Below are 12,588 nucleotides of genomic sequence, written 5' to 3'. Positions count from 1 at the left end.
GCCTTGTCCTTACTATATGCTTATTTTAGTGCTGCAATCGCATCACGAATCATCTCGGCTGCCTCTTTAACAATCATCATATCCTCAGGAATTAAATCAGGAAGAGGTTTCCGCACACTTCCAATATTAACCTTTTCATTTATTCTCAGGATTTCTTTCATTACTGCATAAAGGTTACCATGTGCTTCGCACATTTTATAAATAATCTGATCCGCTTTATTCTGAATAGCAAGAGCCTCTTCCATTTTTCCTTCTTTAAAAAGCTCATCTATTTTCAGGAATAATTCTGGCATAACAGCATAAGTACCACCAATTCCTCCATCAGCTCCTATTGCACGTCCACTAATAAACTGCTCATCCGGACCATTAAATACAATATGTCCTTCTCCAGCTTCAGCCTTAAACATCTGAATATCTTGGGTCGCCATAGAAGAATTTTTTACACCAAGTACATTTGGATTTTTCAACATAGTTTTAAAGAGTGACATGGTAAGCGTAGTACCTGCCAACTGTGGAATATTATAAATAATAAATGGAGTATTTGGTGCAGCAGCAGAAATATCATTCCAATACTCTGCTATAGCATATTCAGGAAGATGAAAATAAATCGGCGGAATCGCTGCAATTGCATCAACCCCCTGACTTTCTGCATGAGCAGCCAATTCACAACTGTCCTTTGTATTGTTACATGCTACATGAGCAATAACTGTCAGTTTTCCTTTTACCGCCTTCATTACATTTTCCAGAGTTTTCTTTCGATCTTCTACACTTTGATAAATACATTCTCCTGATGATCCACCTACATACAGGCCTTTCACACCCTTTTTCAATAAATGTTCTGCCAGTGCCTGTGTACGTTCAGCACTAATTTCTCCTTCTTCATCATAGCATGCATAAAAAGCCGGAAACACTCCTTTAAATTTCTCTATATTCATTTTGATTTCTCCTTTTTATTATACCAAAAACTCTTTATTTCTAACACTTTCCGGAAGTTTTCCCTCCAGAAATTCTTTTATATTATCCGCAATAATCACCTGAGAACGATACTCACTTTCCAATGAAGCAGCTCCCATGTGAGACGTAACATATACGTTATCCATATGCATCAATGGCTGCTCCGGTTTTGGCGGCTCTTCTACAAGAACATCAAGACCTGCCCCTGCCAATTTTCCCGATTTCAGCGCATCAATTAAATCTGCTTCATTTATTACACCACCTCTGCAAGTATTTACTAAATAAGCATGTGGTTTCATGCGATCAAATAATGACTTATTAATAATTCCTGCTGTTGAGGGCATAAAGGGCATATGAAGACTCACAATATCACTCTGCTCAAAAAGTTCTTCCAAAGTATCCACAAAAGTAACATTCTGTCCCGGTTCCGCTTCTTTCACAAATGGATCATATGCAATAATCTTAACAGAAAATCCAGATATCATCCGCGCAAGATTTTTTGCTACACGTCCATATCCTGCAAGTCCCACTGTTTTCCCATCTAATTCATTTCCTGTAACTGTTGAAGGCCAGATTCCTTTTCTACAGCCCTCTACACACGGAGTAAATCGTCTGCCTAAATTCAATATATGCATCATGGCGACCTCTGCCACTGCAGGTGCATTGGCTCCCGGAATATTAGCAACAGGAATCCCATTTTTTCCTGCAGCTTTTAAATCTACAGAGTCTACTCCTGTTCCATATTTTTGAATAAATTTTACTTTTCCCTTTACTGCGCCAAGCGTTGTTTCATTCCATGGTTCCATAGTTGCAACCACAATATCAACATTCTGTGCTTTTTTCACTAGCAATTCCGGATTATTATCCGGAATTGCTTCAGCTTCAAAATCACATCCCATTTCTTCAAACTTTTTGTATAAATAATTTACATCCACTTTCTGCGGATCCAGATTTAACCATACTTTTGTCTTCATCCTTATTCACCTACCTGATCCTGAAAATCTTCAATTGCAGCAGTCATACTTTTTAAAGCTTCTGATGAATCAGCAGTGCCTGTTGCTACCTGGTTAACTGCTTTTACAAATGGGTATGTAAAATAATGTTTAGCTGCAACTGTACGTCCCTTAATTGTTTTTACAGGATATCCATAATAACCAGAAGCATTTTCTACATACTTCAACGCCTGAGCATTTACTTCATTGTCTTTCCATGTTGTATTTTCCTTTGCATCTTCAAATACAGGTGCAAATACAGGTGCTATTTCTTCCATATAGGAATCATACCAATCTTTATCCAGAAGATAAGAAATTACATCTGAAGCCAGGTCAGTATCTTTACAGGTATTCATAACTGCAAATCCACGGTTAAAATTCATATATACACTATTTTCGTTTCCTGCAGGAGGAGCCAAAACAACAGTATTATCTAAGAGTTCTTTATATTGTTCATCAGATACCAATGCATTATATAATGTAGGTGCATTAAAACAAATTGCTGTACGTCCTGCCAGATAAGAACCATTATTTCCACCTGCATCCCAGGTTGTTGCATCCTGCGGAATTACTTTGTCTTTATATAATTCTGCATATTTATCAAATACAGCTGTTACTTTATCATCAGCAACTATTTCCCCATCTTCATTAAACAGATATCCGCCCTCATTCCACATATATTGTCTAATAGTGTTTTCGTCATCATCATCATTTTCACCACAGCCCATTGCAAGTCCATAAAAATCATTATCTGGGTCGCTTACCTTTTTTGCATCCTCAAACACTTCATCCCAAGTTTCAGGCATTTTAGTAATACCAGCTTCTTCAAATTTATCTTTTCTGATAAACATTAACGTAGAAGAACTATAAAACGGTACATAATAATATTTATCATCGATCTTAGTTCCGTCATAACTTGCCTGCAAATATGGTCGTTCCTCATTTATTTTATTAACAAGATCTGTCACATCATTACACGGAATATTCGGATAATAATTTAATACCTTCGTTGTGTCTGCAGAAATAATATCCGGAACACTCTGGCCAGCTTCAATTGCAGCATTTAATTTTGTTACAAAATCTGTAGCAGCTACCATTTCACAATTTACTGTTACATCTTTTTCTTTTTCATATTCCTTCAGCCTTTCTTCCATTTTAGTATTCGCGTCATCACTGAAGATTTTTTCCACCCAGATAGTAATAGACTTTTTATCAGACGCTGTTTTACTATCTTCTGTTTGCGTTTCTGTCGTGCTGGCAGTATCCGTATTTTTTTCTGTATCAGTGGAACTACTTCCTCCGCATGCAGTAAATGAAAGAGCCAATGTTCCTGCCATTACCATTGATAATAATTTTTTTCTCATATAGAAGTTCCTCCTTTTAACTTTTCATTTTTATTATTTTCTAATTATTTTCTATTATATTAGCTTTTTAATATTATCCTTTTACACCACCGTCAGTTGCTCCGCCAACTAATCCACTGGAAGCCAGCATATAAATCACTATAATAGGAATACCAGCAAGGACACCGCCCGCCATTAACTGATTCCAAGGTGGCATATCACCATAGATCAATCCTGAAATAACCAATGGGAAAGTCTGTACCTGACTTGATGTCAGATTTACCAATGCATACATATATTCTCCCCAACACATTGCAAACGTAAAAATTGTAGTAGATATAATCCCTGGCAATGCCAGTGGAAATACAATTTTATACATGGTACCTATCCTGGAACATCCGTCTACCTTCGCAGCTTCCTCAAGTTCCTTCGGAACAGCTGCTATATGCGGAATAAGAATCCATGCAACATAGGGCAATGTAAATGTAGGATAAATTACAATCAGCCCCCAAATCGTATTGGTAAGATGCATTTTAGATACCAACATGTATAATGGAATATACAGAACTGTAGTTGGTAATAAATACATAAATAATACTGATTTTGAAAATACTCGTCTTCCTTTAAATTTTACTCTTGATAAAGTGTACGCAACAGGATATGCTATTAAAATTGAAAATACCGAAACGGATATAGCAATAATCAAACTGTTCTTCATACTTGCAAGAAAATTTGTATTATTAATCAAGTAAGCATACGCGCCACCAGTAGGATGATGAGGAATCAACGTCGGAATTTTTGCGTAAATTTCAGAATCACTTTTAAAGGAAGTATTGATCATCCAGTATATTGGAAATAATGCAACTATCAGACATATGATCAGATATATCCTTCCAAGTAATGCTGTTTTCTTTTTAGTTTTCATATAATTCTCCTTTCATTTTTCCGCACACGCAATACCTCACAATCATTCATTTTCCGGCAGCATACGGCGTGTCAGGATACTAATAAGAATCATAAGAATCGGCATTGCAAGTACTGCAACTGCAATACCTCGTCCAAGCATCATACTTCTCATAGCAGTCTTATAACTATATACATTCATAACTTCTGTTGTTCCGTTTGGACCGCCCCCGGTTAATAACCACACTGTCTCAAATTCATTAATGGTCCAAATCGTACTCATAAGTGCAGATAAAATAGTTACATCTTTTACTTCCGGTAATGTAATATATCTGAATTTCTTCCAAAGACCAGCACCATCAATTTCCGCAGCTTCATAATAATCCTTTGGAATTGTCTGCAACTTAGCCAAAATAGAAACTCCAAAAAATGGTGTTCCTCTCCATACATTAGCTACAATGATTGTAGTCATTGCAAGCCCTGCTGATCCGAACCAGATAATATCTGAATTTGTAATATGCAGAGATTTTAATATATGATTGGCAATTCCACCTGTTGAATTAAAAATCCAACGCCAGTTATAAACTACAACAATATTCGGCAACGTCCATGGAATCATCAGCAATGCCCTTGCTACATTTCTGCCTTTAAATTTCTGATTCAAAGATAATGCCATGAGCATTCCAAGAACTGTTTTTACAGCTATAGAAATAGCAGTAAAAAATACAGTATTTAAAATTGATCTCCTATATTCCGGATCTCCCAAAAGTCTGATATAGTTTTTCAATCCAACAAACGATGCAGGATTTCCAATTGTCTTGTTTGTAAAACTCATATACAATCCCCATATCATTGGAAATGCCAGAAAACAGGCCAGATAAATAATCATGGGTGCATTTACAATATAGGCAAATCTATTTTCACCGTTTTCCCGCTTCCTCTTCAAAATAATATCCTTCCTTTCCGCAATAATTTTCGTTTTACTGGAGCTCTTTATATTTATTCATGTAATGCATCTACAAATGCTCTGGTAATCAATTGTGGGCGAGTAATAACTGAACCAACTACAATACTGAAAACTCCCAGTTCTTTAACTCTCTTAGCTTTTTCAGGTGTATTAATATTTCCTTCCGCAATTACCGGATGTTTTACTGAATTTAAAATTTCTCTGATAATACGAAAATCATCTTTTTCAATTTTGTCATCCGCGCTTTGTTCTGTATACCCTACCATGGTTGTTCCTATAAAATCAAATCCTATCTGATCTGCATATTGTGCTTCCTTAACAGTTGAACAATCTGCCATCAAAAGCTGATCCGGATATTTTTTCCTAATCTGTTCTATGAATTGTTTCAGTGTTATTCCCCCTGGGCGAAGTGCCCCAGTAGCATCCAAAGCTATAATCTCAGGCTTAACTTCCATCAACTCATCTACTTCCTTCATAGTAGGGGTAATATATACCTTACAATCAGGATAATCCCTTTTTACTATTCCAATAATCGGAAGATCTACTTGTTCTTGAATAGCCTTAATATCTTCTCTGGTATTAGCCCTTATTCCTTTAGCCCCGCCTTCCAATGCGGCTACTGCCATTCTGCTCATAATATATGAAGAATGAAGCGGCTCCTGTGAAAGAGCCTGACAAGATACAATTAATTCCCCTTTTAATGCTTCTATTTTTTGATTCATTATCATTACCTCCTCCATTTGCTCAAATCATACTCTCTTTTAATATTTTTTTCAATATCATTTGTGTTTATTGGAACTTTTTTCATATCATTTGTGCATATTGTTGTTTTTTATTTTGTTTTCTAATGTATTTATTGTATTTTTGTGTTTATTATATAATACATTTGATATTTTTTTCATTTCACTTTTGCGTTATTGTAATTAATTTCACATTTAGTATATTTAATTCATACAATTTTTTATGCGCCAAAACTCATAGTTCTCAAAAATACATAGCTATTTACAATTGAAATCTACAAACCACTTTCTTTCATAAAAAAAGAAACATCTCCATGGATCGCTCCCACACAGATGCTTCTTTTAATATAATTATTTATAATCCTACATTACCACTGTTCATCCCTTCTTTGCTGTCTTTATCCAGTGGCAGCCAGTCCAGGACTTTCTTAATATAACGATTCCAGAAATCCCATTCATGGGCTCCCGGTCCTTCTTCATAAGTGACATTCACACCCAGTTCACTCATAGCGTCCCTGAATTTGCGGTTCGGAGGAAGCAGCGGATCATCCAGTCCGCAGGCAAGATACATTTTCGGAAACTCAGCTTTTTCCTCTTTCAGTTTCTTTGCAATCCACTCCGGATTAATTTCACAGTCATGAATTTGGGACAGATCTCCAAAAACACCTTCCAGGAACGTTTTCTTCTCGAAAAACATAGGAGAACTGTCATCATCTGTATCCATTTTTTCCAGAATCATAGCAGAAGAAAGGCCTGCGATATATCCGAATGTATCATGGTATTTCAGGCCATTTCGGATCGCACCGTATCCTCCCATGGATAAACCAGCGATAAATGTATCTTCTTTTTTATGAGATAACGGGAACATCCTTCGTGTGATCTTTACAAGTTCTTTTCCTATAAATTCACTGTAATTTTCATTAACTTCAGGATGATCCATATAAAACATATTTGCACCGGAGGGCATCACTACTGCCAGATTCTTCTCCTCTGCCCAACGCTTAATACAGGTTCCTGTCACCCAGTCTGTATAATTTCCCATTACACCGTGCAGAAGATAAAGCGTTTTGAAAGGTTTTTCATCTTCTTCTGTCTCCTCTTCAAAAAAGACTTTATCTGCCGGAAGGATCACGTTCATCGTTACCGGCCGCATCAGCGCCTTGGAAAAAAAGTTCACCTCTAATAATGCCATATGTATATTTCCTCCTTCTCTCTGAGGTTTCTCTATAATCGCAGTATAACAGATTAGAACTCCTGACTCAACAATTTTCCGTCTATATATCTGGCTTTGATATTTCTGTCATCTCCAATATAGCAAAATCTTTCCAGCTTCTCCTGGGCAGTCATCTTAGACCAGGAATCCTCCATATTGTCAATTACAAGAGCATTAAATGCATATCCCTTTTCAAAAGATCCAACCTTTCCAAATACACTTCCTGCTTCCTTGGTTGCATGATAGAAAGCCTGTGTGATTGTAATGGTCTTACTTTCAGCCGGCTCATAAAATTCTTTCAGTTTTGACAGCTGTACTGCCCTTGCCACCTGACGGTATATGGCAATTCCATGTCCTCCCGCAACATCAGATCCCATGGCAATCTTCAGACCTTCAGAGGCCATCTGCTGCAGTGGCATAATACCTGCCACAATGTTTACTGTTGCATCCGGACAATGCACAGACAAGCTTCCATGTTTTTTCATAATCCGTTTATCCTCTGCAGTTGGGAAAATTACATGGGCAAAGATGGATGGGCCATAATCCATCAAACCTGCACGTTCATAAATTTCCGCATCAGACCCATATCCCGGAAACAGCTTTAACGCCTCCTCCGCTTCCCAGACAGACTCTACCAGATGTGTGTGCACACCGCAATGATACTTTGCAGCCAGTTTTCCAAGACCAAGAATCAGAGGCTCACTGCAGGTAGGAGCAAAACGTGGTGCCAGAATTGTTTTCACCTTTTTGCTGCCTTCATGGTCTGACAGATATTTCTCTGTTTCCAACAGGGAATCCTCTGTTTTCTCAATCAGAAACTCCGGTGAATTACAATCCATATTTACCTTTCCAACATATCCATACATTCCCTTCTCTTCCATTTTATCAAAGAGATAATCCGTAGCCTCACGATGGATCGTAGCAAAAACATTTGCATGAAAGGTACCGTGACGAAGCATGTCATCTACAAATGCATCATAGCTCTCTTTCGCATAATCCATATCCCTGAACTGTGATTCCTGCGGAAATGTATAATGGTTCAGCCAGTCAGAAAGCAGACAATCCATGCCAATGCCACGCTGTACATACTGTGACCCATGTACATGGAGGTCTGAAAAAGCAGGAATAATTAATTTATCACCGTAATCAACAACCTCTGCTCCTTTATACTCCTCCGGAACCCTTTCACAGATTTGTGATACCACTCCGTCCTCTACTATAATATAACTATTCTCATAAACTGACAGCTGATCTGCTGCCGGAGTAAATAAAATATCTCCATGGTAAATTTTTACTGCCATTCTCTTTTCCTCGCTTTCTTAATCCTTATCATTTATGTTTTCTTATCCTGATGGGAATTTCTCACACGACTGAAGTCACATGCTTTCAGTCACATAACTATATCTTATCACATTTTTTAATTCTGCTGGTGCAAATATTTCTCCCTGGTAGCCAGACCCCCACGAATATGTCTTTCCTGCTTGTTCACATCCAGCACCTGGCGAACTGCCGCTGCAAGGCCTGGATTGATCTGACTAAGACGTTCTGTACAGTCCTTGTGTGTTGTGCTCTTACTGATCCCAAATTTCTTCGCTGCCTGACGTACCGTTGCATTTGTCTCAATGATATAACCGGCGATTTCCACTGCCCTTTCTTCGATATAATCTTTCAAAAGGAAACCCCTCAAAATACTTTTTTACAGTTTATGAAGTATTTTGAGGGGTTATGATATATCAGATAATCTTGAGTATATCTTTCTCAGGCAATGGCCTGGAGAAATAGAAGCCCTGCCTTTTCAGAATTGAATACAATCACAGTAATTTCATCATATCATTCCCATGGAAAAATAACAACAGATTTTATTTGTGTTTTGCATCGTTAAAATGTATACTGATTATAGTATATGTTTTCATATGAAAGAGGGGTATATTTTCACAGATACTATTTTACGAATAAACAAAGAACAGAACCCCTGCGTTTTGCAGGGCAGAAAAGAGGCGATTCCATTGAATACAGAAGAAAACTGTATCTCCTTTCTTGATACAGACTGGTCCTATCATCTGGCCAGACGTATGGAGAAGGAAAAAACGAATTCCGTCCTTGGTTACCGCACTGCAGGCTCTGCAGCGGAGACAGCTACCGGGCACATGCTCTATGAGGAAATGTGTGAGATCGGTCTGACTGATGTTTCCAGAGATACCTTTACCCTTGACGGATGGGAATTTGAAAAGGCAATTCTTAAATATGTTGATGAATCAGGCAGAGAACACCTTTTCCAGATGGGAGGCTATCAGACTAATTTTCAGACAGATGGTTTTCAGGATTACGAATTAGTTTATCTTGGAAAAGGAACTGCTGCAGATTATGAAGGAATAAATGTACAGAATAAACTGGTACTTGTAGAGATCAACCAGAGAGATGAATGGTGGATCAGCTTTCCTGTCTATCAGGCATATTTACGGGGAGCTGCTGCATTGATCGCAGTACAGGCAAACGGATATGGAGAAATTGCAGATACCGCTCTGAATGCCCAGGACATTGCCGGACCTGAATTTGCCCCGGCATTTTCGCTGTCTCAGGCAGATGCACGGCTTCTGAAAGATGCACTGTTTTCTAAAATTCAGTCTCAGAATACCGCTGCCTCCGGAAATAATCCGGCCTCCCTGCAGGTTTCTCTGGATGCCAGTTCCAGGGTTATGCCTGATGTACAGGCCAGTAATATTGTGGGAAAAATCCAGGGCACCGAAACAGATCACATGATTGTTTTATCTGCTCATTACGATTCCTATTTTGATGGATTTCAGGATGACAATGCCGCTGTTGCCATGATGCTTGGTATTGCCAGGGCATTGATAAAGGGCAGATACAAACCTGCCCACACCCTTGTATTCTGTGCTATGGCAGCTGAGGAATGGGGCGTGATCGATTCCAAATATGACTGGTCTACAGGAGCCTACAATCAAGTATTCCGTGTACATCCAGACTGGCAGGGTAAAGTTATTGCCAACTTAAATTTTGAACTTCCTGCACATGCCCACAACACCCGGGATGCTATCCGCTGTACCTATGAATATGCAGATTTTATCAGGGAATTCACAGATTCCCTCACTGTGCCGCCCCAGGCTTATCCGGACGGGATCTCTGTTCTGTCTCCTATTGAAACCTGGTCCGATGATTTTTCCATGGCAATTGCAGGCATTCCTTCCACTGTAAATGATTTCAGCGCAGGACCCTTTATGCAGAATTATTATCATTCCCAATATGATAACCAGGATGTATACCAGGAACCTGTATATCGTTTTCATCATGAATGCTATCTGAAGCTGGTTCTGGCCTATGACAGGCTAATTCTTCCGCCTCTGAATTTCAGTAATACCATGCAGGCAGCCGCTTCAAATGCAGAAGAAAAGACTCTGGATTTCGCTGTCTCTGATCTGGAAGGATTGAGAGCTCTGTTCCGTACAGCAGAATCTCTCGGACAGGAAGTTTATCAGAAAATATGCCAGGTCAATAAGGAGTATTCTGCTCTGGCTTCCGAACAGGATCGGAAAATTTTTCGCCGCAAATGGGAAAATACTTCCCTGCAGCTTCTGAAGACTTTTCGCAAGGCTCAGGATTACCTGGTACGCCTGAACTGGCAGGATGAAGTAATCTTTCCGCAGGATGCTGCCTTTCACAATATCAGACAGCTGGAAAAGGCTAAGAATGCACTGATAGACAAGAATATTACCGATGCCTTGAAAGCCCTGTATCGTGTAGACAATAATATGTATGCATTCCTCTTTGATGAGGAAGTCTATTATCATTTTACAGAGTATATTCTCCACCAGCCTAAAGACCGGCTGATGTGGGGTGCCGGACGGATTATGCATCATGAAAATCTATATGGTATTGTCCAGCAGCTAAAAGAACGGATGAAGGAACCAGATCCGGTACTGGAAATAGAAATCCGCCGCCTGGATGCCGCGCTGCGCAGACAGAAGGCTTACTATAAAGACGATATCCGTTACCTTAAAAATTCAGTGACCAAGCTCTGCTCCATGCTGAATGATATCTTAACAAATATATAAAGGAGTTTTTTATACTATTATGGAAAGTAAAAATTTGTACAGAGTACAGGAAGAGGATTTACCACGATTGCAGAAGCTTTTGACTGTTTGTTTTGCACAAGACCCCCTGTATCATGCACTGATACCGGATAATGACACCAGAGAACGACTTCTGCCTGAGCTTTTTTCCTGTGACCTGACAGAATTTTTTCAAACCTGTGAAATTTATTCAGACAGCAGCGAATTAAACAGTATACTGGTGGTTTCTGATGAAAGTGAACCTTATAACGTCCTGCAATACTGCCTTACTGAAGCCAAAGCTCTGCTCACCACTGATGGATGGCTCATCAAAGAAGACCCCAGCCTGAAAACCTTCTGGAACTTTGTCCAGGGAAAAGATTATCTGAATTCCAGCTGGACAGACCAGCTTCACCAGACTGAGCGTCTCCATGTAATTTACCTGGCGGTAGATCCCGGACATCAGCATCATGGTCTGGCCGAATTACTGATGAATGAAGTACTGGATTACGCACAACAGCACAAAATGCTGGTTTCTCTGGAAACCCACAACCCTGATAATGTTCCAATATATGAACACTTTGGATTTAAAGTTTATGGAATTGTAGAAAAATCACATTTTAATCTGAAACAATATTGCATGATCAAAGAAGCATCTGCTTTTGTCCCTGAAAAACAGGAGCTGTGAAACCTTACAGATCTTTTTATAAGATAAAAACAACCTATTTTCAGGTATGATTTTTGTATAATTATACATCTAGAAAAATTCTTATATATATATTATACTAATATGCAGTATGTACTTTTACTTTATATAAGGAGGACTAAACAATGGTACAAAACGCAATGAGTGCAACTGAATTTTATATCTTGAAATATTTATGGTCCAGAGAAACACCTGCGACTTTTTCTGAAATTATGACTCACTTTAACGAAGAAGAAAAAAAGGAATGGAAAAAGCAGACTGTTAACACATTCCTCACCCGCCTGGCTCAGAAAGGCTTTCTAAATATTGACAAAAGTGGAAAAAGGGCCATCTATATCCCATCTGTATCCAGAAAAAAATACTATGAAGATTATGCACAGCAGATCATTGAGGATTCCTATGAAGGATCTCTGAAAAATTTCGTCTGTGCCTTTACAGAAAACCATAAATTAACATCCAATGAAAAAGAGGAACTGTTAACTTATATTCATTCACTGTAAATGTTGGGGGGGATGCCAAATGGCATCCCCCTTATTTTTCTATAGCTTAATTAACAAAAAATATTTTTACGCACAAAAAAACCAGCTAGATGATAGCTGGTTTCTACTGTATCTTCAAAACTACATACATGTTGACATTTCCTTGAGAATTAACTTCCTGCGTTGCCGATTGAGTATTGTACTCCGCGGGGGTCACTTCGTGA

12 protein-coding genes are annotated in these 12,588 nt (G+C 38.6%); 3 read left to right on the top strand and 9 right to left on the bottom strand.

Going from position 1 to position 12,588, the window contains the following annotated elements; genetic code table 11:
• Window positions 1–20: 20 nt before the first annotated feature.
• The 9 genes from ACTNDS_RS11335 to spoIIID all read right to left on the bottom strand — a co-directional run bounded on the left by ACTNDS_RS11335 (window position 21) and on the right by spoIIID (window position 8,784).
• On the bottom strand, window positions 21–935 hold the full coding sequence (locus ACTNDS_RS11335) for a dihydrodipicolinate synthase family protein (RefSeq protein ID WP_173742707.1): 915 nt from the start codon (window positions 933–935) through the stop codon (window positions 21–23).
• Between the two features lie 18 nt (window positions 936–953).
• Entirely contained in the window at window positions 954–1,928 is a 975-nt protein-coding gene (locus ACTNDS_RS11330) for a D-isomer specific 2-hydroxyacid dehydrogenase family protein (RefSeq protein ID WP_441035787.1), read from the bottom strand.
• 2 nt (window positions 1,929–1,930) lie between these two features.
• Window positions 1,931–3,310 carry an ABC transporter substrate-binding protein gene (locus tag ACTNDS_RS11325; protein WP_243873969.1) on the bottom strand — a complete coding sequence of 460 codons (1,380 nt, stop codon included), beginning with the start codon at window positions 3,308–3,310 and terminating at the stop codon, window positions 1,931–1,933.
• Between the two features lie 73 nt (window positions 3,311–3,383).
• Window positions 3,384–4,214 carry a carbohydrate ABC transporter permease gene (locus tag ACTNDS_RS11320; RefSeq protein WP_173742709.1) on the bottom strand — a complete coding sequence of 277 codons (831 nt, stop codon included), beginning with the start codon at window positions 4,212–4,214 and terminating at the stop codon, window positions 3,384–3,386.
• Window positions 4,215–4,256: 42 nt separating this feature from the next.
• On the bottom strand, window positions 4,257–5,138 hold the full coding sequence (locus ACTNDS_RS11315) for a carbohydrate ABC transporter permease (protein WP_173742710.1): 882 nt from the start codon (window positions 5,136–5,138) through the stop codon (window positions 4,257–4,259).
• Between the two features lie 53 nt (window positions 5,139–5,191).
• Window positions 5,192–5,881, bottom strand: coding sequence for an N-acetylmannosamine-6-phosphate 2-epimerase (locus ACTNDS_RS11310; protein ID WP_441035786.1), 690 nt, complete (start codon window positions 5,879–5,881; stop codon window positions 5,192–5,194).
• Window positions 5,882–6,254: 373 nt separating this feature from the next.
• Window positions 6,255–7,091, bottom strand: coding sequence for an alpha/beta hydrolase (locus tag ACTNDS_RS11305; protein ID WP_173742712.1), 837 nt, complete (start codon window positions 7,089–7,091; stop codon window positions 6,255–6,257).
• 53 nt (window positions 7,092–7,144) lie between these two features.
• On the bottom strand, window positions 7,145–8,413 hold the full coding sequence (locus ACTNDS_RS11300) for an amidohydrolase family protein (protein WP_441035784.1): 1,269 nt from the start codon (window positions 8,411–8,413) through the stop codon (window positions 7,145–7,147).
• A gap of 116 nt (window positions 8,414–8,529) precedes the next feature.
• Window positions 8,530–8,784: a sporulation transcriptional regulator SpoIIID gene (gene spoIIID, locus ACTNDS_RS11295; RefSeq protein WP_019160446.1), complete on the bottom strand. Its 255-nt coding sequence runs from the start codon at window positions 8,782–8,784 to the stop codon at window positions 8,530–8,532.
• Between the two features lie 400 nt (window positions 8,785–9,184).
• Here spoIIID and ACTNDS_RS11290 point away from each other — a divergent pair, with 400 nt between their 5' ends.
• The 3 genes from ACTNDS_RS11290 to ACTNDS_RS11280 all read left to right on the top strand — a co-directional run bounded on the left by ACTNDS_RS11290 (window position 9,185) and on the right by ACTNDS_RS11280 (window position 12,385).
• On the top strand, window positions 9,185–11,182 hold the full coding sequence (locus ACTNDS_RS11290; protein ID WP_441035886.1) for a M28 family peptidase: 1,998 nt from the start codon (window positions 9,185–9,187) through the stop codon (window positions 11,180–11,182).
• Between the two features lie 19 nt (window positions 11,183–11,201).
• Window positions 11,202–11,867: a GNAT family N-acetyltransferase gene (locus ACTNDS_RS11285; protein WP_173742716.1), complete on the top strand. Its 666-nt coding sequence runs from the start codon at window positions 11,202–11,204 to the stop codon at window positions 11,865–11,867.
• Between the two features lie 143 nt (window positions 11,868–12,010).
• Complete coding sequence (locus tag ACTNDS_RS11280; RefSeq protein ID WP_173742717.1) at window positions 12,011–12,385, top strand: BlaI/MecI/CopY family transcriptional regulator; 375 nt, start codon at window positions 12,011–12,013, stop codon at window positions 12,383–12,385.
• The last annotated feature ends 203 nt before the right edge of the window (window positions 12,386–12,588 follow it).

The sequence above is a fragment of the Blautia sp. HCP3S3_C12 genome (genome assembly GCF_052064155.1).
Taxonomy (GTDB): Bacteria; Bacillota; Clostridia; order Lachnospirales; family Lachnospiraceae; genus Blautia_A.
This window is presented reverse-complemented; position numbering and strand designations above follow the sequence as displayed.

What these genes read in the sequence shown, in the direction of transcription:
- ACTNDS_RS11285 (WP_173742716.1), top strand. Translation starts at nt 11,202, where the DNA reads ATGGAAAGTAAAAATTTGTACAGAGTACAGGAAGAGGATTTACCACGA.
- ACTNDS_RS11320 (WP_173742709.1), bottom strand. Translation starts at nt 4,214, where the DNA reads ATGAAAACTAAAAAGAAAACAGCATTACTTGGAAGGATATATCTGATC.
- ACTNDS_RS11310 (WP_441035786.1), bottom strand. Translation starts at nt 5,881, where the DNA reads ATGAATCAAAAAATAGAAGCATTAAAAGGGGAATTAATTGTATCTTGT.
- ACTNDS_RS11300 (WP_441035784.1), bottom strand. Translation starts at nt 8,413, where the DNA reads ATGGCAGTAAAAATTTACCATGGAGATATTTTATTTACTCCGGCAGCA.
- ACTNDS_RS11290 (WP_441035886.1), top strand. Translation starts at nt 9,185, where the DNA reads ATGGAGAAGGAAAAAACGAATTCCGTCCTTGGTTACCGCACTGCAGGC.
- ACTNDS_RS11305 (WP_173742712.1), bottom strand. Translation starts at nt 7,091, where the DNA reads ATGGCATTATTAGAGGTGAACTTTTTTTCCAAGGCGCTGATGCGGCCG.
- ACTNDS_RS11325 (WP_243873969.1), bottom strand. Translation starts at nt 3,310, where the DNA reads ATGAGAAAAAAATTATTATCAATGGTAATGGCAGGAACATTGGCTCTT.
- ACTNDS_RS11330 (WP_441035787.1), bottom strand. Translation starts at nt 1,928, where the DNA reads ATGAAGACAAAAGTATGGTTAAATCTGGATCCGCAGAAAGTGGATGTA.
- ACTNDS_RS11335 (WP_173742707.1), bottom strand. Translation starts at nt 935, where the DNA reads ATGAATATAGAGAAATTTAAAGGAGTGTTTCCGGCTTTTTATGCATGC.
- ACTNDS_RS11280 (WP_173742717.1), top strand. Translation starts at nt 12,011, where the DNA reads ATGGTACAAAACGCAATGAGTGCAACTGAATTTTATATCTTGAAATAT.